This is a genomic window from Cellulomonas fengjieae, assembly GCF_018388465.1.
Taxonomy (GTDB): Bacteria; Actinomycetota; Actinomycetes; order Actinomycetales; family Cellulomonadaceae; genus Cellulomonas; species Cellulomonas fengjieae.
Window position 1 is genome coordinate 2,094,569 of record NZ_CP074404.1, and the last position, 22,820, is coordinate 2,117,388.

Annotated in this window: 16 protein-coding genes; 9 read left to right on the plus strand and 7 right to left on the minus strand. The window is 71.8% G+C overall.

Annotation, left to right across the window (positions count from 1 at the left end; all coding sequences use genetic code 11):
• The first annotated feature begins 254 nt into the window (after positions 1-254).
• Positions 255-1,526, plus strand: a complete 1,272-nt coding sequence (locus KG102_RS09760; protein ID WP_208289849.1) for a glycoside hydrolase family 16 protein — start codon at positions 255-257, stop codon at positions 1,524-1,526.
• Positions 1,527-1,579: 53 nt separating this feature from the next.
• Here KG102_RS09760 and KG102_RS09765 read toward each other — a convergent pair whose 3' ends face one another.
• Positions 1,580-2,575, minus strand: a complete 996-nt coding sequence (locus KG102_RS09765; RefSeq protein WP_208289848.1) for an ANTAR domain-containing protein — start codon at positions 2,573-2,575, stop codon at positions 1,580-1,582.
• A gap of 241 nt (positions 2,576-2,816) precedes the next feature.
• Here KG102_RS09765 and ligD point away from each other — a divergent pair, with 241 nt between their 5' ends.
• The 6 genes from ligD to KG102_RS09795 all read left to right on the plus strand — a co-directional run bounded on the left by ligD (position 2,817) and on the right by KG102_RS09795 (position 9,205).
• Positions 2,817-4,433 (plus strand): non-homologous end-joining DNA ligase LigD, encoded by a 1,617-nt coding sequence (gene ligD, locus KG102_RS09770; RefSeq protein ID WP_249667269.1) that lies wholly within the window; start codon positions 2,817-2,819, stop codon positions 4,431-4,433.
• A gap of 7 nt (positions 4,434-4,440) precedes the next feature.
• The gene (locus tag KG102_RS09775; RefSeq protein ID WP_243884750.1) at positions 4,441-5,073 is read left to right on the plus strand and encodes a hypothetical protein; all 633 of its coding nucleotides are present in this window, start codon (positions 4,441-4,443) and stop codon (positions 5,071-5,073) included.
• 147 nt (positions 5,074-5,220) lie between these two features.
• Positions 5,221-5,505 (plus strand): hypothetical protein, encoded by a 285-nt coding sequence (locus KG102_RS09780; protein ID WP_208289847.1) that lies wholly within the window; start codon positions 5,221-5,223, stop codon positions 5,503-5,505.
• A gap of 48 nt (positions 5,506-5,553) precedes the next feature.
• Positions 5,554-6,534, plus strand: coding sequence for a glycosyltransferase (locus KG102_RS09785; RefSeq protein ID WP_208289846.1), 981 nt, complete (start codon positions 5,554-5,556; stop codon positions 6,532-6,534).
• A 209-nt stretch (positions 6,535-6,743) separates the two neighbouring features.
• Positions 6,744-8,999, plus strand: a complete 2,256-nt coding sequence (locus tag KG102_RS09790) for a carbon starvation CstA family protein (protein ID WP_208213269.1) — start codon at positions 6,744-6,746, stop codon at positions 8,997-8,999.
• Positions 8,999-9,205 carry a YbdD/YjiX family protein gene (locus tag KG102_RS09795; protein WP_208289845.1) on the plus strand — a complete coding sequence of 69 codons (207 nt, stop codon included), beginning with the start codon at positions 8,999-9,001 and terminating at the stop codon, positions 9,203-9,205. The genes KG102_RS09790 and KG102_RS09795 overlap by 1 nt, the downstream gene beginning before the upstream one ends.
• Before the next feature lie 71 nt (positions 9,206-9,276).
• On the opposite strand, the gene KG102_RS09800 is transcribed toward KG102_RS09795, so the two are convergent.
• From KG102_RS09800 to KG102_RS09810, 3 genes are all read right to left on the minus strand, one after another.
• Positions 9,277-10,686, minus strand: coding sequence for an endo-1,4-beta-xylanase (locus KG102_RS09800; protein ID WP_208213267.1), 1,410 nt, complete (start codon positions 10,684-10,686; stop codon positions 9,277-9,279).
• 259 nt (positions 10,687-10,945) lie between these two features.
• Positions 10,946-11,416, minus strand: a complete 471-nt coding sequence (locus KG102_RS09805; protein WP_208289844.1) for a DUF3237 family protein — start codon at positions 11,414-11,416, stop codon at positions 10,946-10,948.
• A 41-nt stretch (positions 11,417-11,457) separates the two neighbouring features.
• Complete coding sequence (locus tag KG102_RS09810; RefSeq protein ID WP_208289995.1) at positions 11,458-12,486, minus strand: LacI family DNA-binding transcriptional regulator; 1,029 nt, start codon at positions 12,484-12,486, stop codon at positions 11,458-11,460.
• A 238-nt stretch (positions 12,487-12,724) separates the two neighbouring features.
• Between KG102_RS09810 and KG102_RS18980 the strand changes: the two genes are divergently transcribed.
• Positions 12,725-15,169, plus strand: a complete 2,445-nt coding sequence (locus KG102_RS18980) for a non-reducing end alpha-L-arabinofuranosidase family hydrolase (RefSeq protein ID WP_213362990.1) — start codon at positions 12,725-12,727, stop codon at positions 15,167-15,169.
• A 35-nt stretch (positions 15,170-15,204) separates the two neighbouring features.
• Here KG102_RS18980 and KG102_RS09820 read toward each other — a convergent pair whose 3' ends face one another.
• Positions 15,205-15,735: a pyridoxamine 5'-phosphate oxidase family protein gene (locus KG102_RS09820; protein ID WP_208214341.1), complete on the minus strand. Its 531-nt coding sequence runs from the start codon at positions 15,733-15,735 to the stop codon at positions 15,205-15,207.
• A 176-nt stretch (positions 15,736-15,911) separates the two neighbouring features.
• Between KG102_RS09820 and KG102_RS09825 the strand changes: the two genes are divergently transcribed.
• Positions 15,912-16,874, plus strand: a complete 963-nt coding sequence (locus KG102_RS09825; protein ID WP_256440275.1) for a LacI family DNA-binding transcriptional regulator — start codon at positions 15,912-15,914, stop codon at positions 16,872-16,874.
• Between the two features lie 48 nt (positions 16,875-16,922).
• On the opposite strand, the gene KG102_RS09830 is transcribed toward KG102_RS09825, so the two are convergent.
• Both KG102_RS09830 and KG102_RS09835 read right to left on the minus strand, forming a co-directional pair.
• Entirely contained in the window at positions 16,923-20,276 is a 3,354-nt protein-coding gene (locus tag KG102_RS09830; protein WP_208289104.1) for a glycosyl hydrolase, read from the minus strand.
• A 394-nt stretch (positions 20,277-20,670) separates the two neighbouring features.
• Complete coding sequence (locus tag KG102_RS09835; protein WP_243884235.1) at positions 20,671-22,812, minus strand: glycosyl hydrolase; 2,142 nt, start codon at positions 22,810-22,812, stop codon at positions 20,671-20,673.
• Between the last annotated feature and the right edge of the window lie 8 nt (positions 22,813-22,820).

The window sequence follows — 22,820 nt, forward strand, 5'->3', positions numbered from 1 at the left end:
CGTTCGGTCGTGGCGTCATTGCCGGCGCGACGAGCAGAATGTTATCGCTCACATTTGCTGGTCAATCGTTTAGGTCGTCATTCTCGGCCCGCACCCGGCCAGTTAATGGTTACTTGCCAGTCAGTAATGCATGTCGTTACTCTCGCCCCGGACGAACAGGTCGCCCGCACGTGGCGCAGCGTTGGTGACACGTGTCATGCGGGCGACGCCGACCACGGCGCCCGTCCGATCGCGACCGGTTCCAGGAGGCAACGATGCATCCCGCCCGCCCACGCACCCCCCACCAACCGGCAGGACGACTCACCGCGGCTCTCGGCGCCGCCGCCCTCGTCGCCGCCGGGCTCGTCGCCTCGGCCGCCGCCCCTGCACAGGCGGCGATCGGCGACGTCATCTGGTCGCAGGAGTTCAACGGTGCCGCGGGCAGCGCGCCGGACTCGTCCGTCTGGAGCTACGACACGGGCGCCGGCGGCTGGGGCAACGCCGAGCTGCAGAACTACACGACGTCCCGCAACAACTCGGCGCTCGACGGGCAGGGCAACCTGGTCATCACCGCGCGGCGCGAGGCCGACGGCTCGTACACGTCGGCGCGGCTGCAGAGCAACAACAAGGTGGAGCTGACGTACGGCCGCGTGGAGGCCCGCATCCAGATCCCCCGCGGCCAGGGCATCTGGCCGGCGTTCTGGATGCTCGGCGCCGACTTCCCGCAGACCTCGTGGCCGTCGTCGGGCGAGATCGACATCATGGAGAACGTCGGCAAGGAGCCGCACCGCACCTACGGCACGGTGCACGGCCCCGGCTACTCGGGCGGTGCCGGCATCACCGGTGCCTACCAGCACCCGCAGAACTGGGCGTTCGCCGACACGTTCCACACGTTCGCCGTCGACTGGAAGCCCGGCTCCATCACGTGGTCCGTGGACGGCAACGTCTTCCACCAGGTCACGCGCGCGAGCGTCGGCGGCAACCCCTGGGTGTTCGACAAGGCGTACTTCCTCATCCTCAACGTCGCCGTCGGCGGCCAGTGGCCGGGCTACCCCGACGCCACCACCCAGTTCCCGCAGCAGATGAAGGTCGACTACGTCCGCGTCTACGACAACGGCTCGGGCTCGGGTGGCGGTGGCGGCGGTGGTGGCTCACTGCCCACGGGCACCGGCACCGTCCGCGTCGCGAACTCGCTGTGCCTCGACGTGCCGTGGGCGCAGACCCACGACGGCAACCCCATCCAGGTGGCGGGCTGCAACGGCAACGCGGCACAGCAGTGGACCCGCACCGCGGACGGCACGGTGCGCGCCCTCGGCAAGTGCCTCGACGTGAGCGGCAGCGGCACGGCCAACGGCACGGTCGTGCAGCTGTGGACCTGCAACGGCACCGGCGCCCAGAAGTGGACCTACGACTCCGCGACGCGCACGCTGCGGAACCCCCAGTCGGGCCGCTGCCTCGACGCCGTCGGCGGGACACCGGTGCACGACGGGCAGCGCGTCCACCTCTGGGACTGCCACGGCGGCGCGAACCAGCAGTGGTTCCTGTGAGGCGCTGACCCTCCGTCCGGCAGTCTGGTCGCCCAGGCTGCCGGACGGGCCGGTCACCCGCCGGGAGAGGTCGTGGCGGACGCGCGCTGCGTGCCCCGGGGCCGCCGGTCCTCCTCCGTCGTCCAGGCGCGGCTCGGCGACATCGGCAGATGCGGGCTGGCGAGGATCTGCATGGCGATACCGCGCGCCTCGTTACGGCGCTTGGCGGTCGCGAGGACGAACCGTGCGGCGGCGCCCACGACGGGCACGCCACGCAGGTCCACGACGACGCCGTCGCGGCCTTCGCCGGCGGCCGTGAGCCTGCTCAGTGCGCCGGCGAGCTCCCTCAGCGACGCGAGGTCGACCCGCCCGCTCACCCGCAGCGTGGGCGTCGTCGCCGCGAGGTCGACCGACAGACGCACGGGCTCGGCCGTCGTCCGCTGAACCGGGAGATCGCCGTCCTCGAGCACGGCGACGAAGGTCTCATCCATCCTCGCCCTCAGCTGAGGACCCATACCGCCGAACGACCGCACGGCCCCGACCAGCCGCTCGGCCAGCACCCGGAGCCTGACGCTGCGCTGCTGGGAGGCCCATCGCAACATCTGGAACGCCTCCTCCGCGTCTACCCCGTAGACGAGCATGAGGGCGCCCTTGGCCTGGTCGATGACCGCGTGCGACTCCAGGGCTCGCTGGAGCTCGGCGTTGACGCCCGCGGAGATCGCCTCGCGCTGGCGCGTCGAGTCGTCGATGAGCACCCCCGACACCGTGGCCGTCAGGTCGTCGGGCCGGGCGGGTGCGAGGGCGATCACGACGTCGCGCGTCTCCCCGGAGAGGTCGGCCAACCGGTAGTCGCAGCCGGCCGGGACCCGCTCCACCACGCTCGCGTGCAGGGCGTACTCGACCCGCCCGCGGTCCTCGGGATGAACGTGGCTGAGGAACAGCTCGCGGGTCGGCACGACGTCGCCCGGTTCCATGCCGTGCAACGTGTACATCGCATCCGACCAGAGCCATCGAGGCGCATCGGGCGAGAACGAGAACTGGCCCAGGGCCATCGACGTCGGGGTAGTCACATGTCCTCCGGCGCTGCACACGTGGACGGATCCCGATCGCCCGGCTCATTGCCGAACCTGGGGGATCCGCCGGGTCGACCGGTGACGGGACCGACCTGTGGGGCTGCGTGCCAGCAGGCTAGGACAGCCCGGCGGCGGCCGCGACCGGGGCGTCCGGTCGCACGTTCGCGCCGATCTCAGGACAATCGGGACCTCCGGGTGGCGCAGCGAGGCAGCCATCGCGCAGGGAGACGGGTGACAGGTGGAGCGAGAGCGCGGTCCCGGCACCGGGTCGCTCGAGACGTACCGGTCGATGCGCGACTTCAGCCGCACGCCGGAGCCGGCCGGTGCCCGTGCGGGTACCGCTCCGGCGACCGCGCGCCGGTTCGTCGTGCAGCGCCATCGCGCGCGCCGCCTGCACTACGACCTGCGGTTCGAGATCGACGGCGTCCTGGTCAGCTGGGCGGTCCCTCGCGGCCCGACGCTCGACCCCGCGGTGCGGCGCATGGCTGTCCACGTCGAGGACCACCCGCTGGAGTACGCCGACTTCGAAGGCGTGATCCCGGCGGGCGAGTACGGCGGCGGTGACGTCATCGTCTGGGACCGCGGCACGTGGGAGCCCACGAAGACCCAGGACCCCGCCGCCGAGGTGGCCGGCGGCGAGCTGCACGCCGTGCTGCACGGCTCCAAGCTCCGCGGGCACGTCGTCCTGGTGCGGCGGGACGGGGCCGACGACGGCAGCAAGGAGCAGTGGCTCCTGCTGCACAAGCGCGACGAGCACGCCGTCCCGGGGTGGGACGCGGAGGATCATCCGCGGTCCGTCCTGAGCGGGCGCACGAACGACGAGGTCCAGGCGGACCCCGACCGGCTGTGGCGCTCCGACCTGCCCGCGGCGGAGGCTTCCATCGACCTGCACCCCGAGCCCGTCGCGCCGCCCACGGCCGACGAGCTCGCCGCCCTGGACGACCTCGGCCCGGCCGGCACCTGGGACGTCTTCGGCCGGCGCCTCCGGCTGACGAACCTCGACAAGGTGCTGTTCCCCGCACGCGACCGAGAGGAGCCCGTGACCAAGCGGGAGCTCGTCCGCTACGCCGCGCTCGTCGCGCCCGTCGCGCTCCCCTACCTGCGCGGCCGCGCCCTCAACATGCACCGCTTCCCGCAGGGCGCGGCCCACAAGGGGTTCTGGCACAAGCAGCTGCCCGAGCACGCACCGGCGTGGGTGGGGCGCTGGGTGAACCCCGAGGCCGACCCCGGGGAGACGACCACCTACCTGGTGGTCGACGAACCGGCCGCACTGGTGTGGGCGGCCAACTTCGGCGCCCTCGAGTGGCACGCGTGGACCTCCCGGACGGCCGACCCGCACCTGCCCACGTACGCCCTGATCGACATCGACCCGGGCACCTCGACGTCCTGGCAGGACGTGCTCCTGCTCGCCCGGCTGCACCGCGACGCGTTCGAGCACCTCGGCGTCCGCGCCCAGCCCAAGCTGACCGGGCGGCGAGGCATCCAGATCTGGGTCCCCATCGCCACCGGCCCCACCTTCGACGACACCCGAGCCTGGGTGCAGACCCTGTCGCGCACCGTCGGCAAGGTCGTCCCCGACCTGGTCAGCTGGCGGTGGGAGGTGCGCGAGCGCGGTGGACAGGCGCGCCTGGACTACACCCAGAACGCGATCAACAAGACGCTCGTCGCCCCGTACAGCCCGCGGGCGGCGGCCGGTGCGCCGGTCTCCGCACCCATCGCCTGGGACGAGCTCGACGAGCCGTGGCTCCGGCCCGACGCGTTCACCCTGCGCACGGTCCCGGACCGGATCGCACAGCGAGGGGACCTGTTCGCGACCGTGCTCACGGCCGACCAGGCTCTCCCGAGGATCCGGTAGGCCCCCGGTGCTGTCCCGGTCCCTGGGCGCGTTCCTCGGTGTGCTCGTCGGCGCGGCGGCACGGCTGCGCCGTGGCGGCCGGCCGTTGCACCCGCGCGGCACGGTGCTGCGGGGGACGCTGCGGATCGACGCCGACCCGGATGCTCCGGGCGCACGGCCGGCGTACGTGGGCCCCGCGCTCGTCCGGGTGTCACGCGCCGCCGGCCTGCCACCCCCGTGGCCGGACGTGCACGGGCTGGCGTTCCGCTGGCAGGAGGACGGCCGCCTCAGCGACGTGCTCCTGTCCTCCACGGGCAACGGGCGGCTCGGCCGGTTCGTGCTGTCGCCTCGGCGGGGCGCCTGGTCGGGCTGGTTCACCTCCGTCATGCCGTTCCGCACCGGCGAGGGGCCAGTGCTGCTCGCGGCGTGCCCGACCGCCGCGGCACGCGGAGGTGACGCCCCGGTCGTCGACGTGGTGCTGCTGTCCGCACGCGCGGGGGGCCCGTGGCACCGGTGGGGCCGGCTCACCGCGTCGGCCGTGGACCCGGAGGGGATCCGGTTCGACCCGGTGCTGCACGCCCCGGCCGGCCTGGGCACCTACCCGTGGGCAGCGGCCCTGCGGCTGCCCGCCTACCGGAGGGCGCGCCGCCCACTGAGGTGACCGCGCCCGGTCACGGCCCCGGCGACCGGTCCCCCGCCCTGCCCGGCAGCTGGCTGACCGGCCGGTCCTGGCGGCCGTCGGGGAGGCGTGCGATCCTGGAACCGGCTTGAGCACGTGGCCGTGGCAAGAACCGAACGGACGCCTGCTGTGACCAAGGACATCGTCAGCCGGACCGACTGTGCCGCCGCCCCGCCGTACGTGGTGTGGCGCGCACTGCTCGCCGCCGCACAGTTCGGCCTGCGCGGCAGGGCACGCTGGGCGGACATCACGTACCGCGCCACGGCGCACCTGATCCCGCACCGGGACAGCACCCGGCTGGTCCTCACCGGCGCGCCTGACCGCGTGCCCGCCTGCGCGTCGAGCCTCCGGCAGCTCCACGCCCGGCGGCAGGCCAAGCGGGACCTGCACCACCTCGCACAGGCCGCGTCGTGAGGGATCGCCTCGGGTCGGACCGGTCCCACGTCGAGCCTCGGCATGCAGATGGCCGTTGAGACCGCAGCGGACGGCCTGCGAGCGCAGTACGTGCTTCCGCTGCGCTGGGAACACGACGACGAGCTCGACGAGCTGACCGACTACCTGGTGATGATCGCCCGCCATCTGCCGGTCGTCGTGGTCGACGGGTCGCCGGACGGCCTGTTCCAGGAGCACGCCCGGCGGTGGTCGGAGGCGGTGCAGCACGTGCGACCAGCGCCCTGGCCCGGACGCAACGGCAAGGTCGCCGGGGTCATGACCGGCCTTCGGCTCGCCCGCGAGGAGGCGGTCGTGATCGCCGACGACGACGTCCGCTGGCGGCCCGACCAGCTGCGCGCGGCCGTCGCACTCCTCGAGCACGGTGAGGTCGTGCGCGTGCAGAACGTCTTCGAGCCCATGCCGTGGCACGCGCGCTGGGACACGGCACGGTCGCTGGTCAACCGCGGGCTCGGCGCCGACTTTCCCGGCACGCTCCTCGTCCGACGGTCCGCGGTGCTGCGTGCGGGCGGGTACGACGGTGACGTGCTCTTCGAGAACCTGGAGCTGCTGCGGACGGTTCGGGCGGGTGGCGGCCGCGAGATCCGCGCGGACGACCTCTGGGTCCGGCGACGCCCACCGACCGTGCGGCACTTCTGGTCGCAACGCGTGCGGCAGGCCTACGACAGCCTCGCTCAGCCGGCCCGGCTGTGCGCCGAGGCGGCCGTCCTGCCGACCCTCGTGTGGGCGTTGCTGCGCCGTCGTCCCGGCCCCGTGGTGGCCCTCGTCGCGGGTGTGTCCGCGATCGCCTGGCGCGGTCGCCGGCGCGACAGGGGGTCGGACGTCGTCCCCGCCTCCTCGGTCGGTTGGGCCCCGGTCTGGCTCGCGGAGCGGGCGGTCTGCATCTGGGTCGCCCTCGCGCTCCGTGCCACCGGGGGCGTGCCGTACCGGCGGCAGAGGATGCTCCGGGCCGCCTCGCCGACGTCGTCGTTGCGCCGCCGGACGACCCTGTGAGCGGGACCCGCGGAGGTCGGGCACACCCGTGCGCCGTCGGCCGCGCACCCCTACGCTCGGGCCGTGGCCCAGCACCGTGCACGCCGCGCCGTCGCCACAGTGGGCGTCGCACCGGTACCCGCCGCTACCGGGGCTGATCCGGTGCCCCGGGCCGCGCAGCGGCCCCGGCGCTGAGCATCCGGCCCGCACGCCATTCTCAAGGAGGAGAGATGGACGCTCGGCAGGACAGCACACCGCTCGTGCAGGACCCCACCCTTCCCCCGGTCGCCGTCGACCCCGCCGTGCAGGCCGCGGAGGAACGGCACTGGACACCCGCGAAGATCGCGGTCTGGGTGGCCATCGCCCTGCTGGGCGGGGTCAGCTGGGTCATCATCGCGATCATCCGCGGCGAGACGATCAACGCCATCTGGTTCGTGTTCGCGGCGGTGTGCTCGTACCTGATCGCCTTCCGCTTCTACTCCAGGTACATCGAGAGACACCTGGTGCGGCCCGACGACCGCCGCGCCACCCCGGCCGAGTACAAGGCCGACGGGCGTGACTACGTCGCGACCGACCGGCGGGTGCTCTTCGGGCACCACTTCGCCGCGATCGCCGGCGCCGGACCGCTGGTCGGCCCTGTGCTCGCCGCCCAGATGGGCTACCTGCCCGGCACGATCTGGATCATCGTGGGCGTGATCCTGGCGGGTGCGGTCCAGGACTACCTGGTCATGTTCTTCTCGATGCGACGCGGCGGACGCTCGCTGGGTCAGATGGCCCGCGACGAGCTGGGGGTCGTCGGCGGGACTGCGGCCCAGCTCGCCACCCTCGTCATCATGGTCATCATCATCGCGATCCTGGCGCTGGTCGTCGTGAACGCCCTGGCCGAGAGCCCGTGGGGCGTGTTCTCCGTGTCGATGACGATCCCGATCGCCCTCCTCATGGGGTGCTACCTGCGCTTCCTGCGTCCGGGGAAGGTCACCGAGGTCTCGATCATGGGCTTCGTGCTGCTGATCGCCGCGATCGTCGGCGGCGGCGTGATCGCCGACACCGCCTGGGGCTCGGAGCTCTTCCTGCTCGACAAGGTCACGATCGCGTGGGGCATCATCATCTACGGCTTCATCGCCGCGGTCCTGCCGGTGTGGCTCCTGCTCGCCCCGCGCGACTACCTGTCGACGTTCATGAAGATCGGCACGATCGTCATGCTCGCGGTCGCGATCGTCATCGTCCGCCCGGAGATCGACGTGCCCGCGGTCAGCGAGTTCGCGTCCTCGGGCACCGGCCCCGTCGTCGCGGGGACCCTGTTCCCGTTCCTGTTCGTCACGATCGCGTGCGGTGCGCTGTCGGGCTTCCACGCGCTCATCGCCTCGGGGACCACGCCCAAGCTGCTGGAGAAGGAGCGCCAGACCCGGTTCATCGGCTACGGCGGCATGCTCATGGAGTCGTTCGTCGCGATCATGGCGCTCGTCGCGGCGCTCTCCATCGACCGCGGCATCTACTTCGCGATGAACTCCTCCGCGGCGCTCACCGGCGGCACGGTCGAGGGTGCGGTCGCGTTCGTCAACGGACTCGGCCTGCAGGGTGTGAACCTCACGCCCGACATGCTCACCACCACCGCGGAGAACGTCGGCGAGGAGTCGATCGTGTCCCGCACAGGTGGGGCCCCGACGCTCTCCGTCGGGCTCGCGAACATCATGTCCGGGTTCATCGGCGGTACCTCGATGATGTCGTTCTGGTACCACTTCGCGATCATGTTCGAGGCGCTGTTCATCCTCACGGCTGTCGACGCCGGCACCCGCGTGGCCCGGTTCATGCTGCAGGACAGCATCGGCAACCTGGTCCCGCGGTTCAAGGCGACGTCGTGGCGTCCGGGGGCCTGGATCGCGACGGCGATCATGGTGGGCGCCTGGGGTGCGGTCCTCCTGATGGGCGTCACCGACCCCCTCGGCGGCATCAACACGCTGTTCCCGCTGTTCGGCATCGCGAACCAGCTCCTCGCGGCGATCGCGCTCGCCGTCTGTCTGGCCATCGTCGCCAAGCAGGGCACGTTCCGGTACCTGTGGATCGTCGCGCTGCCGCTCGCCTTCGCGTCGGCGGTCACGATCACGGCGTCGATGTACAAGATCTTCTCGTCGGTCCCGTCCATCGGGTACTTCGCTCAGAACAGGGCCTTCTCCGACGCTCTCGCAGCCGGAGAGACGCAGTTCGGCACCGCCACCAGCGTCGCGGCGATGGAGGCGGTGGTCCGCAACACGATGATCCAGGGCGTCCTGTCCATCGTGTTCGTCTCGCTGGCGATCATCGTGATCCTCACCGCGCTGTGGGCCACCGTGAAGTCCTTCCGTGCCGGCGGCGGCCCGAGCAGCGAGGATCCCGCTGTGCCGTCGCGGACCTTCGCACCGTCCGGCTGGATCGCCACGCCTGCCGAGAAGGAGCTCGAACGGCAGTGGGCGGACCTGCCCGGCAGGGTCCCGGCGGGGCACCACTGATGCGCGCGCTCGAGGGCGCGCGCCGGGCGGGGCACCGGCTCGCCTGGTACGTCCACGGTCTGGTCGGCCAGGACGCGTACGACAAGTACGTCGCGCACATGAGGGCGACCCACCCCGACGACCCGCGGCCGGTGATGACGGAGCGGGCGTTCTGGCGCGACCGGGCGGACCGCCAGGACGCGAACCCGCAGGGCCGCTGCTGCTGACGCGACAGCGGGCGCGGCACCGACCGGTGCCGCGCCCGCTGCGCGTCGTGTGCGACGACCCGAGGTCCGGGTCAGGAGGCCGTGCAGGTCACGGCGGGCCACCTCCAGTTGCCGTTGTGCTGGACCGTGAACCCGAAGGACGCGGTCTGACCGGCGGAGAGGGCGCCGCTACCGCTCGGTCGCATCGTCATCACGTTGCCGGACGAGTCCCACGTCGGCGAACCGCTCCAGGTGGCGATGATCCGTTGCGGGCTGCTCACCGTGACCGTCGAGCTCCAGCCGCTGATGTTCGTGTTCGCGCGGATGGTCACCGTCCCGTTGAAGCGGTCACCCCACTTCTGTCCCTCCGAGTAGGTCGCGGTGCAGCTTCCGCCGGTGGTCGGCGGGGGCGTGGTCGGCGGCGGGGTGGTGGGCGGCGGCGTGGTGGGCGGCGGCGTCGTCGGGTCGGGGGTGGTGGTCCCGCCCGCGTTCAGCGCGTTGAGCACGCTGGTGTAGGCCGCCTTCTTGTTGCCCGAGCCGTCGAACAGCAGCGGCGTGCCGGAGGCGCGCCACGAGTCGCTGTCCCGCACACCCCACACGGTGATGCCGGTGCAGCGCGCCACGGACAGGCACGCCTGGACGACCCCCTGGTACTGCTGGGCCTGCGAGCTCCCCGAGCCCTCGATGTCCAGCTCGGTGATCTGCACGTCGACGCCCAGGGCGGCGAAGTTCCGCAGCGTGGTGTCGTAGTTGGACGGCACCGGGTTGCCCGAGTTGAAGTGCGCCTGGAACCCGACGCAGTCGATGGGCACGCCGCGGGACTTGAAGTCCCGGACCATGTTGTAGACGCCCTGCGTCTTGGCGTGGGACCAGTTGTCGGTGTTGTAGTCGTTGTAGCAGAGCTTCGCCGCCGGGTCCGCGGCACGGGCTGCCCGGAACGCGGCCTCGATCCAGTCGTTGCCGGTGCGCTGCAGGTTGGAGTCGCGGCGCCCGCCGGACCCGCCGTCGGCGAAGGCCTCGTTCACCACGTCCCAGCTGTGGATCTGCCCCCTGTAGTGGGTGGCCACCTGTGTGACGTGGTTGAGCATCGCGTTGCGCAGGGCGGTGCCGGACATGTTCTGCATCCAGCCGGGCTGCTGCGAGTGCCAGGCCAGCGCGTGCCCACGCACCTGCTTGCCGTTCTGCCGGGCCCAGCTGACGATCCGGTCGCCGCTGCTGTAGTTGAACTGGTTCTGCGACGGCTCCGTCGCGTCCATCTTCATCTCGTTCTCGGCCGTGATCATGTTGAACTCACGGTTCGCGATGGTCGAGTACGTGGTGTCGCTCAGCCTGTTCGCCGCGATCGCGGTACCGAAGTAGCGACCGGTCTCGGCTGCGGCCGCCTGCAGCGTGCTGCCCGCGGCGGCGGCCGGCACGGCGAGCGTCACCGTCAGGGCCGCCACAGCGAGGCCGCCCACAGCGGCGGCGATACGGCCGCGTTGGCGCAGTGGTGGGGTCGTCATTGATCCTCCTCGATGGTCCTGCCCGGCTGGTCGCCGGCGCCACACCTTTGGCCGGGCTGCAAGATCGGGTCAAGAGCAGATCCCGACGCGAAGGTTTCGATAGTTTTTCCGAAACGGTTTATCACCCGGACGGGTGAAGTACACCGGTGTAGAAGGCCGCCATCTGGGCGATGAGGGAGCAGACGGCGGCCCGGATCGGGGCACGCCTGTTCGGCGTCTCGCAACTATCGGGGCGCGGCGTACCGACCGCGGAGGGCCGTCAGGGCGCCGCGCTCAGCCGGTGGATCTCGATGCGGACCCGGCCCTCGTCCAGCCGCGGTGTGAGCAGGCCCAGGAAGGCGCCTGTGCGCAGGTAGACCGGGCCGTCGGCGCCGACGTCGAACCGCGGTGTCGTGAGGATGGGAGCCGGCGCGTCGGGCGCGTGCACCGCGGCGTTGGTGACGGAGACGACCGCGCCGTCGGCGAGCCGGATCTCGTACCGGGCCCACAGCTCGGTGGAGCCGTCGGCGCGCTCGAGATTCCAGTCCGCGCCGCCCGGGAGCACGGTCCCCTGCAGACCGTCGGACACCGTCCCGCCGACGACGGGGATCACCCGGCGGTGTCCGGTGGGGGTCTGTCCCACGTCCACGACCGGTCCCAGGAGCGCGTCGATCGTGAAGAGGTGCGTGCTGCGTACCGACCTGCCTCGTGGGCCGACCTTCGCCGCGTCCGGCCCCGTGTCCTCGGTCACGGAGGGTGACAGTACGCCTGCCCGCAGGGACCACGGTGAAGTCACGCCCCGGCGCGGCGCGTCGGCGTGCTCTCCCGCTGGACCAGGCGCATACCCGCGCGGTGCAGCACGGGAGGCTGCGGCCTCCCCGGGCCGAGACGTTCCTGCACCCGACGGTGCAGGATCTCGACGGCGACCTCCGCGATCTCGCGGCGGCCGGGGTCGATCGTGGTGAGCGTCGGCACGCAGAAGCGGGAGTCCTCGATGTCGTCGAAGCCGACGACTGCGACGTCCTGCGGGATGGCCAGCCCACGCGTCTGGAGCTCGTGCATGGCCCCGATGGCGAGTGCGTCGTTGAAGGCGACCACGCCGTCGACGGGGGCGCCGGAGTCGAGCACCTGGGCCATGGCGCGGGCGCCGTTGGCGCGGTGCCAGCCGTCGTCCGCCCAGCCGAGGTGCCGGCTGTCGACGTCTATCCCCCGAGCCGCCAGTGCGTCGCGGTAGCCGGAGAAGCGCAAGGACGCCGACCCGGCGGTCCGGGCATGGAGCATGCCGAGGACGGCGATCCGGTGTCGCCCCGCGTCCAGGAGCAGGTCCGTCGCCGCCCGCGCCCCCTCGACGTTGTGCATGCTCACGTGGTCCACGCTCGACGAGAACAGCTGCTCGCCCAGCAGCACGAGTGGGTAGCCGAGTCCCTCCAGGAGATGCGCGTCGCTCTGGACGAGGGCGGCGGGGCTGAAGATCAGCCCGTCGAGCAGGCCGCGCCGGGGCACCCGCAGCGCCGCCAGCTCGCCGTCCCGGGTGAACCCCGTCGGTTCGATGAGCACCTGGAGCCCGTGCCGACGCGCGGCCTCGAGGACCTCGTCGGCGAGCTCGCCGAAGTACGGCTGCCCCACCTCGGGGACGGCCAGACCGACCACCCCGCTGCGGCCGGAGCGGAAGATCCTGGCCGTCACGTTGATCTCGTAGCCGAGCGCGTCGACGGCGGCGAGCACGCGCTCCCTCGTCGCGTCCCGGATGTGCGGGTACCCGCTGAGGACGTTCGAGACGGTCTTCACCGACACCCCGGCGTGCCGTGCGACGTCCGCCATCGTCGTCACGGCCCCTCCTCCACCCTCGCCGCCCGCTGCACCGGGGCGCCTCGCGCCACGTGCCGACGCCGAGAGTGCTCGCTCCCGGCTCCGCGGTACACCGGTGTAAATCGTTTCGGGACCTGGCCGCCCGGTCCGAGGTCCACCAGTGTGAGCGTTCACACGGCCGATGAGGACGTCCCTGGCGGGAGCCCACCCGCCTGCCGACGACGCCCAGGCCTTCGAGGAGAGGTGCCGGATGACCACCACACCCCCGCGCCGGCGGCACGCGCTCGTCGCCGTGACGCTCGCCGCCGCCACCGCACTCGCCGGCGTGGTCGCCGCCCTGCCGGCCCAGGCCGCCGCCAGCACGCTCGGCGCCGCCGCCGCCCAGAGCGGCCGGTACTACGGCACCGCGATCGCGGCGGGTCGGATGAGTGACTCGACGTACATCGGGATCGCGAACCGTGAGTTCAACATGATCACGGCCGAGAACGAGATGAAGTGGGACGCCACCGAGCCGAACCAGAACCAGTTCAGCTACAGCCGCGGCGACCAGATCGTGAACTGGGCCCGCAGCAACGGCAAGCGGGTCCGCGGCCACGCCCTGCTGTGGCACGCCCAGATGCCCGGCTGGGCGCAGAACCTGTCCGGCAGCGCCCTGCGCAACGCCGCGATCAACCACGTCACCAAGGTCGCGACCTACTACCGCGGCAAGATCCACTCCTGGGACGTGGTCAACGAGGCCTTCGCCGACGACGGTCGCGGCAGCCGTCGCGACTCGAGCCTGCAGCGCACCGGCAACGACTGGATCGAGGCCGCGTTCCGCGCCGCCCGCGCCGCCGACCCCGGCGCCAAGCTCTGCTACAACGACTACAACACCGACGGCATCAACGCGAAGTCCACCGGCATCTACAACATGGTCCGCGACTTCAAGTCCCGCGGCGTCCCGATCGACTGCGTCGGGTTCCAGGCCCACCTCGGCACGAGCATGCCCGGGGACTTCCAGGCCAACCTGCAACGCTTCGCCGACCTGGGCGTGGACGTGCAGATCACCGAGCTCGACATCCAGCAGGGTGGCAACCAGGCCAACATGTACGCGGCCGTGACCAACGCCTGCCTCGCCGTCTCACGCTGCACCGGCATCACCGTGTGGGGCGTGCGCGACTCCGACTCCTGGCGCACCGGAGCCAACCCCCTGCTCTTCGACGCCTCCGGCAACAAGAAGGCCGCCTACACCTCCGTCCTGAACGCCCTCAACGCCGCACCGCCCACGCAGAACCCGACCACACCGAACCCGACCACCCCCAACCCGACGACACCGAACCCTGAGCCGACGACGCCCGCGCCCACGTCGAACCCGGGCACGGGCTGCTCGGTCACCTACGCCGCGCCGAGCCAGTGGCAGAACGGCTTCACCGCGAACGTCCGGATCACGAACCTCGGCGTCGCGATCAACGGGTGGACGCTCACCTGGGCCTTCCCCGGGAACCAGTCCGTCACCCAGGCCTGGAGCGCCGCCGTGACGCAGAACGGCAGCCAGGTGACGGCGCGCAACGTCGACTACAACCCGCGGATCGCCACGGGCGGGACCGTCGAGTTCGGGTTCAACGGCTCGTACAGCGGAGCCAACCCGGCGCCGACGAGCTTCCGGCTCAACGGGGTCCTGTGCGACGGACGCGTGGCCCCGACGCCTGGGCCGACCACCGAACCCACGCCGACCGAGAGCCCGACCAACCCGACCGGCGCGCTCCCGTCGAGCTTCCGTTGGTCCTCCACCGGGGCGATCATCGGCCCGAAGCCGGACGGCTCGCACAACCCGGTCTCGGTCAAGGACCCGAGCGTCGTGTACGCCGACGGGAGGTGGCACGTCTTCGCGTCCATCTACGCCGGCGGCTACAACCTGATCTACACGAGCTTCACGGACTGGTCCCAGGCCTCGGCCGCCACCCCGTACTACCTCGACCGGTCGGCGATCGGGACGGGGTACCGCGCGGCGCCCCAGGTCTTCTTCTTCGCCCCGCAGAACCTCTGGTACCTCGTCTACCAGACCGGCGCGGGCGGCTCGTACTCGACGACGTCCACCATCTCCGACCCGGCGTCCTGGTCGGCGCCGAAGAACTTCTACTCCGCGCAGCCGCAGATCATCACCGACAACATCGGCAACGGCTACTGGGTGGACTTCTGGACGGTCTGCGACACGACGACGTGCTACCTGTTCTCGTCGGACGACAACGGTCACCTGTACCGGTCCGAGACGACCCTGGCGAGCTTCCCCAACGGGTTCACCAACACCGTGATCGCGATGCAGGACCCGGACCGGTACCGGTTGTTCGAGGCGGCCAACATCTACAAGGTCGCCGGTCAGGACAGCTGGCTCATGGTGCACGAGGCGATCGGTACCGACGGCAAGCGGTACTTCCGGTCGTGGACGGCGCCCTCGATCAGGGGCTCGTGGACGGCGCTTGCGGACACCGAGGCCAACCCGTTCGCCCGGGCGAACAACGTGACGTTCCCGGCCGGGGCGTGGACGCGGGACATCAGCCACGGCGAGATGATCCGCTCCGGCACCGACCAGACGATGGAGATCAGCCCGTGTGACCTGCGGTACCTCTACCAGGGCATGGACCCCAACGCCTCGGCCGACTACAACGAGCTCCCGTGGCGCCTGGGCCTGCTCACGCAGACGAACTCGACCTGCTGACTCCCCTGCCCCTGCCCGCCGACCTGAGCCGACCCTCAGAACCGGTACGCCGTCTGGCCGTGCCCCCCGCCGAACGCGAGGACCTTGCCGGGCGCGAGCCGGTAGACGGGTGCGGTCTCGTCCGTCGCAGCCGCCTCGCTCGCCTCGACGAACCCCTGGCCGCGCACCTCGAACCTCCAGTCGTCGCCGTACTTGGCGAACCAGGCGTCGGCCAGCCGTTGCAGCCGGTCCGGGTCGGTCACCCGCGCGACCTCGCCCTCCATCACCAGCTCGACCCCGCTGTCCCAGCGGCCGGCGCCCGTGGTCCCCGTGGTCACCGCGACGGACGGGTTGCCGTCGAGGTTGCGCACCTTCTGCTCCTGTGCCGTGGTGCAGAAGGCGAATGCCCCCTCGTGCCACACGCCCACCAGCGGGACGGCGTGCGGGCGCCCGTCGGCGCGGACCGTCACGATCCAGTAGAGGCCCGCGTCCTGAAGGCGGCGCTCGATGTCCGCCCACGGCGGTGGGGTGGCCGACGGGTCCCCGTACCGGGGGTCGATGACGCCGGTCGGTCCCGTCTGACTCATGTGTCCTCCTGCGCTGCCGCACCGCGGCCCGGTACCGTTTTCTGCACCTTTGTCCGCGGTGCTGCGCGTGTCAATCGATTGAGGTCGGCGCCCACCGGCGTGGGGCACGGCGGACTAGGGTTGGCGGGACCTGTGCTGGGAGGGGACTGTCCGTGCCACGGTTGACGAGTGCCGATGTGGCGCGTGAGAGCGGGGTTTCGCGAACGACCGTGAGCTACGTCCTGAACGGCAAGGACGGCGTCACGATCCCCGAGTCCACGCGCCAGCGCGTCCGCGACGCGGCCGCGCGGCTGGGCTACACCCCCTCGGCTGCAGCCCGCACGCTGCGCTCCGGACGCAGCGACCTGGTCCTGTGCGTGGTGCCGGACTGGACGATCGGCCCGGTCATCGACACGCTGATCGACCACCTCACCACCCAGCTGGCCGAGCGCGGCCTCTCCGTCCTGGTGCACCAGGCCCGCGGTCCGCGGCCCCTCGCCGAGCTGTGGCGGGCCGTCACCCCGCGGGCGGTGCTCGGGCTCTCGCCGTTCGCCGAGGACGATGCACGCGCCATGCGGCAGGCGGGCATCCGTGTGGTCGGCAGCACGCTGGACGAGGATGCCGACCCCTGGACGTTCGCCGTCCCGCAGACCCGGATCGGCCAGCTGCAGGTCGAGCACCTCGCCGAGCGCGGTCACCGTGTGATCGGGTACGCCTCGCCCCGCGACGACCGCCTCGCCGCGTTCGCCGACCGGCGACTCGCAGGCGTCGTGCAGGAGTGCGAGCGCCTCGGCCTGCGCCCGCCCTCCGTGCAGGTCGTGGACCTCGACGTCCCCTCCGGTGCCGCGGCCGCACGCGAATGGCGCGCGAGCCCGGACCCGGTCACCGCCGTGGCCGCGTACAACGACGAGGTGGCCCTGGCCGTGCTGGCCGGCCTGCGGGCCGAGGGTCTGCGCACGCCGGACGACGTGGCGGTCATCGGCGTGGACGACATCCCGGCGGCCCGGCTCGCCGCACCGGCGCTGACCACCGTGTGGCAGGCCATCGACGCGCAGGCGAGCTACCTCGCCGCCGCCGTGCTCGCTGCGCTCGACGACGGGGTCGATCCCCCCGCGCTGCCGAGCGACGTCCTGCACGTCGTCGCACGGGACTCCACCTGACACGCGTGACCCGGCGGCACGTCGGCGCCGCCGGGCCACGAGGGTCCGCTACTGGAACGTGAACCAGTTGAGGTTCATGAAGTCCGCCGGCTGTCCCGAGTCGAACGTCAGGTAGACGGTGTGGGTGCCCGTCGTGCCCTGGATGTTGGCCGGGATCGTCTGCCAGCTCTGCCAGCCGCCGGTGCTGGCGATGGCGAAGCTGCCGATGGACGGGCCCGTGAGGCTGTCCAGCCGGACGTTGACCAGCCCGCTGACCCCGCCCGCCGCTCCGGACGCGACCCGCGCGCTGAACGTGCGCCTCGGGGTGGTCCCGAAGTTCACGTTGTCGAACCGGAGGTGGTCGCCGTTGGCGATCCAGGCGACGTTCTCGCCGCCTCCGGTGTCGGACGTCGCCTCCTTGGCGACTCCCGCCATCCCGTTGTACGCCTCCGCCTGGATGCGCGACGTGGCGTCGACGCCTGTCGTCGCGGCCGCGGTGGTGACGGTCACCGCGCCGCTGGCGCCGGATCGGTTGCCCGCCGCGTCGTAGGCCCGGACGGTGAACGTGTACGCCGTCGACGGCTGCAGCCCGGTCACCGCGAACGTGCGGCTCGCCGTCGTGCCGACGACGGTCGTGCCGCGCAGCACCTCGTAGCCGGCGACCCCGACGTTGTCGGTGGACGCGGACCACGCGAGCGTGGTCGCGCTCGACGTGGTGCCGGACGCGCCGAGGCCGGTGGGCCCGGACGGTGCCGTGGTGTCGCCGCCGCCTGCGGACGTGGTGACGGAGACCGCGGTGCTGCTCGAGGAGCGGTTCCCCGCGGCATCCAGGGCACGGACGGTGAACGAGTACGTCGTCGAGGCCGACAGCCCGGAGGCCGTGTAGCTGGTCCCGGACGCCGTGCCGACCACCGAGCCGTTGCGGAGCACCTCGTAGCCGCTGACGCCCACGTTGTCGGTGGACGCGGACCACGACAGGTTGGTGGAGCCGGCCGTCGTGCCCGAGGCGGTCAGGTTCCCGGGGGTCGTCGGAGCGGTCGTGTCCGTCGGCGCCGACGTGTTCGAGCTGGCCACCGAGCGCGCGGGCACGGCGAGCGTCACACCGTTGGAGAAGGTCACGGTGATCGCCGAGCCGCTCATGTTGGCCGCCTGGTACGTCCGGACGCCGTTCTTCACGAACACCGCGTGCAGCGGGGTGTTCGCCGTGACGGACCGGTCGACCGTGCCGAGGCCGGACAGGTTCTTGAGCCAGTAGAACGTGTGCGCCCGGGACTCGCCCTCCTCGACCGCGTAGGTGCCCGCCTGGGAGCGGAACTGCGCGAGCGCGGTGGGGGCGTCCGCCAACGCCTGGAACTCCCAGATGATGTCCTGCCAGACCGTGGCCGGGCCGCCGTTGTTGCGTTCCAGCTCGGCGATGTTGCGCCCGATGTAGGACGGGTTGTACCCGAGGTACAGGTGTCCCGCCGTGCTCGGCAGCAGGTTGATGCCCTGGATCATCTCCGGCTCTGCGCTGAACCAGGTCGAGTAGGAGCCACCGTCACCCCAGACCATGCCGACCGTCGAGTGCCCGAACGCCGCGGGGAACGCTTCGTCGTCGGTGTCGAACCAGTAGTTCTCGATGGCCGACGCCTGGGTCGTGTACAGGTAGATGCCGAGGTCACGGACGGCCTTGTTGCCGGTCACCTGGCCCCACTGGATCAACCCGCTGGCGAAGTTCATGCCCTCGGACGACGACTCCTGGTTGTTCCCGGCGGCGAAGGCTCCGTGCCCGGAGGCCCAGTCGTGACCGGCATAGATGTCGAAGTCGCGCAAGAACGGGAAACGGGTGTCGGTGCGGTCCCAGTTCGCCGCGTCCTTGATGACGGTGTTGACCATGCCCCCGTAGGCGGACTCGGCCGCCCATGACGGGTCGAACTGCGCCACCGTGGCCGCGCCGACCACGTAGTAGCCGTAGTGGAAGTGGTGGTCGTTCAGGTCCGTGTCGGAGCCGTACGACGCGGGATAGCCGATGAGCGTCCCCCACGACGGGTTGTACCAGAACGACCGGGTGGTCTCTCCGGGTGACGCGGTCATCCAGTCCGTGAGCCGGGTCCGCATGGCGGCGACGAGGCTGTCGCGCGCCGAGGTGTTGCCGGTGAGGTTGGCCATGTGCGCGACCTGCGAGGCCCGCCCGAACGCCTTGCCCGTCCAGTACGTGTCATCGCCGAAGCCGGCGAACGGGTCTCCGGACGCCACCTGGGAGATGTAGCCGTTCAGCTGGTTGGCGTCCGCCGAACCCGCGGGGAAGCCCGTGTTGGCCAGCTGCGGCAGGACGCCGTTGAACGTCGAGACCGTCTGGAACTGCGAGCTGCCGACGACCACCCGCATCGGGCCGCGCGGTGAGACGTAGGAGTAGCCGCTGAGCGTGGCCCCGGTGAGGTGGTCACGCTGGTGCGGGTAGAGCGCGTAGACGGTGCCCGTGCCGGAGCCCTGGCGCGCGGTGGTCGTGAACGCGTACGTGGCCGTCATCTTGGCGGTGGCCTCGTTGTACGACCACGAGACCTTGGTGCCGGTCACGTGGTTGTGGGCGTACGGCGCGTACGCGTTCAGCGCCGCGGTCCGGTCGGCGTTGCTGCTGCTCGACGACGTGGGCAGCACGGCGACGGAGAAGAACGACCCCCCGTACAGCGAGGAGCTGATGGTGTTCCCGGACACCGTCCAGGTGGAGCCGGCCGGCCCGAACGCGGCGTAGTCGTGGCCGTTGATCGTGTAGCCGATCGCACCGTTGCCCGTCGACCAGACGGTCGGCGCGGCCGTCCCGGTCAGGGTCGCGTTGCCGCCGGTCTTGGTCGCGTACACGAACGGCAGCCCGTGGCCGAACGTCGTGCGCAGGCTGCTGCCGCCGTTGCTCCACAGCTCGCTGACCGTCCAGTCGGAGTAGCCGTCGACCTTGCCGTCCGCCGTCAGCCCGGCGATGCCGAGCCGGAAGTCCTCGGCGTAGCCGTAGTGGTACTCCCCCACGCCGGTCGACGTGCCCGAGATGCTCGGCGTGGTCGGGTAGCTCACGCCGAGACCGTTGGTGAACGCGTGGAACGCGAGCGGGTGCGCCATGAGGTTCTCGGATACGGAGTCGCAGTTGAACTTGCGCCACAGCAGGGACGTCCACCAGTCGTTGGTGGGCAGGGCGCCCGCGGGAAAGTTCGACGTCACGTGCGCCCGCGGGTTGGTCACCGGGGTGTTGTTGCACTCGGTGGGCACCGCCCCGCCGGTCGGCGTGCCTTCCGCGTAGCTCCCCGAGCCGACCGGGACGGCCTCGGCGCGCGGCACCGGCAGCGCGATGGCCTGCACGAGGTACGCCAGCAGGGCGCCGACGGCGACCATGGCGACGAACCTGCGGCGGTGCGGTGCGCGCCGGCTCGAGAGCGGTTGTGCGTGTGCAGACATCCCGTGATCTCCGTTCGGTGGGGGCACGCAGCGACCGGCCGCTACAGCCCGAGGGCGTGGCGTGGCCGTCCGCCGGCGGCCGAGGTGCACGGGACGTCAGGTGGGGCGCGACGCTGCGCTCGACCTGTCTGCAGTGCTGCCATGCGTGGGAGCCACGCGTCGGTGGAGGTCCCGGTGCGGGGGCACCGAGGACCGCGTCGTGCGAGTCGGCCCCGCAGGTGCCTCGCCGGTGAGGAACCGCGCGGGTGACTCGTGTCACTACCGTGTGATCACAGGGTGCGTCGACCGACGACCAAAGTCAAGCGGAACCTCACTGCCGATGGCCCGTCCGATACGCGTGGGCACGACGACGCCCGCTCCCCTGCGGGGAACGGGCGCCGTGGGGTGCCGCAGGTCAGCCGACCGGTCGTGCCTTCGCCGACGCGATGAAGGCGAGCATCGCCGACCGCGAGCTGCCGTCGTCGACGGCCACGTCCGGGAGGCTCGTCGCCTCCGTCCACGCAGCTGCCGCGTCGTCCGGGCCGGCCAGGGCCCGGTACATCAGCAGGTAGCCGCCGAACTGCACGCCGTACCCACCGGGGGTGGCCTCCTCGACGGACGCCCGGATCCGCTCCGGGTCCACCCCTGTGGCCATCGCGGTCTGCACCGGCCCCATCGGGATGAGCTGGATGCCCAGGATGGCGTTGGGCTCGGGGCTGAACCAGGTGGCGTAGTCCCGCTTGCCGCCCCAGTTGAGCGACATCATCGTGTGCTCGAAGCCCTCGAACTGCTCGAGGTCCGGCGCCGTCCAGTAGGTCCGAGCGGTCAGGGCCTCCGTCGACGCGAGCCACGTGGCCTGCGTCTCGAGCTCGGGCTGGGCCGAGGCCCGCGCCCACAGGCCGAGGCCGTTCCAGGCCGTGACCGCCTCCGAGGACGACTCCTGGTTGTTCCCGTCCGCGAACGGGGACGTCCCGGACGCCCACGAGTGGCCGGCGTACGGGTCGAACGCCCGCAGCTGCGGCAGCTCGTCGGAGGGCAGAGCCGCTGCGATGTCCTGCGCGAGCAGGTTCATCACCGGTGCGAGCTCGTCCGCGAGCGACGCGTCGTCCTGCGCCAGCAGGCCCGCCGCCGCCAGGAAGTAGCCGTAGTGGAAGTGGTGGTCGTTGAGCTCTTCCGAACCGAACGAGGGCGTGAGCCCGATGACGGAGCGTGCCGTCTCGTCGTAGACCACGCAGCGCGCGTCCCGCTCCGCGCAGCCGTCCGGCTGCGCCCACTCCCGCAGGGCGTCGACGGTGGTCGACCTGAGGTCGGCCACGACGTCGGGCACGCCGAGCTGCTCCCCGAGCACCACCAGCGAGGCCGCCCGGTTCAGCGCCTTGCCCCCGAAGTACGTGTCCGACGGGAACGCGGGGGTCGCTGCGACGTCCGCCGCGAGCGCGTCGACGATCGCGGTGCGCTCGTCCTTCGAGATGCCGTCCAGGTCCAGCTCGGCGGCCGCGGGCAGCGCGGGGGCGAACGACGTCAGGCTGGACCCGGCGCACAGCTCCAGGTCTCCGTACACGCTCGGGTACGCGCCCAGCCCGCAGTCCCGGCGCGGCTGGTCACCCGCGTTGTGGTGCGGCATGAGCACGTACGCCGTCGGCGTCCCGCCTGCCGTGAGATAGGTCAGGGTGGTCCGTGCGACCGTCTCGTCCACGCCGTAGCTCACCTCGACCCCGGTGACGGGGTCGGCGGCGGCGGAGCGCAACGTGGCCTCGGCAGCCGCGCTCGCGTCGGGGGGCAGCGCGTACCAGGAGGCGCTCTGGCCGGCGCTCAGTGTCGTCGACCCACCGTCGGTGGTCCCGCCGACCAGCCCCCACTGCGATGTGCCGGCGTCCGCGGTCGCCGCGCCGCCATCCCCCGCCTCGAAGCTGCCGCCGGAGACGGCGGAGCTCAGGGTCAGGTCCTTCTGTGCCGTGAGGCTGACGAACGGTGAACCCGCCGCCAGGACCACCCGACCGAGCACCTCGCCGGCACCGTCGAGCAGGTCGATCGTGACGCTCACCGGGTCGGCGGCGCTGATCTGCGCGGACGTCGCGCCCGCGTCCACGGTCACGGCCGGGACGTGCGGCGCGATGACGACCTTGGCGTCGACCGTCGGGTCGGGCAGCCCGAGCGTGAAGCCCGAGCCCGTGAGGCCGAACGACAACGGCTCGGCGAACACCGGCTGCGGCTGGTCACCGAACACCAGGCCGCTGTACCAGCGGTTGCTGGGCGGGACCACGCCCGGCGCGAGCCGCACCGGGTCGATCTTGGCCACCGGTTCGGCGGGCACCGCGGCGACGAGAGCCGCGGGGTCCACCTCCGGCGGTGTCGCGTCGGACGGACCGCTGACGTCCGCGTCCGGGGCGGAGCCGGGAGCCGCGCCGTCGGTAGGTGCCGAGTCGTCGCCGGCCCACGGGGCGACCGCCACGAGCACCGCGACGAGCGCGACGGCCACCGCCACTGCGGTACCGACGATCCACCACCGCCGTCGCGACGTCGGCGGGGGTCGGACATCGGTCAGGTGTTCTGTCATGCGAGTCG

Bases quoted from the DNA above. Each gene is read 5' to 3' on its own strand.
- KG102_RS09830 (WP_208289104.1), bottom strand. From the start codon at position 20,276: ATGTCTGCACACGCACAACCGCTCTCGAGCCGGCGCGCACCGCACCGC.
- KG102_RS09820 (WP_208214341.1), bottom strand. From the start codon at position 15,735: ATGAGTCAGACGGGACCGACCGGCGTCATCGACCCCCGGTACGGGGAC.
- KG102_RS09835 (WP_243884235.1), bottom strand. From the start codon at position 22,812: ATGACAGAACACCTGACCGATGTCCGACCCCCGCCGACGTCGCGACGG.
- KG102_RS09795 (WP_208289845.1), top strand. From the start codon at position 8,999: ATGCGCGCGCTCGAGGGCGCGCGCCGGGCGGGGCACCGGCTCGCCTGG.
- KG102_RS18980 (WP_213362990.1), top strand. From the start codon at position 12,725: ATGACCACCACACCCCCGCGCCGGCGGCACGCGCTCGTCGCCGTGACG.
- KG102_RS09790 (WP_208213269.1), top strand. From the start codon at position 6,744: ATGGACGCTCGGCAGGACAGCACACCGCTCGTGCAGGACCCCACCCTT.
- KG102_RS09810 (WP_208289995.1), bottom strand. From the start codon at position 12,486: ATGGCGGACGTCGCACGGCACGCCGGGGTGTCGGTGAAGACCGTCTCG.
- KG102_RS09800 (WP_208213267.1), bottom strand. From the start codon at position 10,686: ATGACGACCCCACCACTGCGCCAACGCGGCCGTATCGCCGCCGCTGTG.
- KG102_RS09760 (WP_208289849.1), top strand. From the start codon at position 255: ATGCATCCCGCCCGCCCACGCACCCCCCACCAACCGGCAGGACGACTC.
- KG102_RS09785 (WP_208289846.1), top strand. From the start codon at position 5,554: ATGGCCGTTGAGACCGCAGCGGACGGCCTGCGAGCGCAGTACGTGCTT.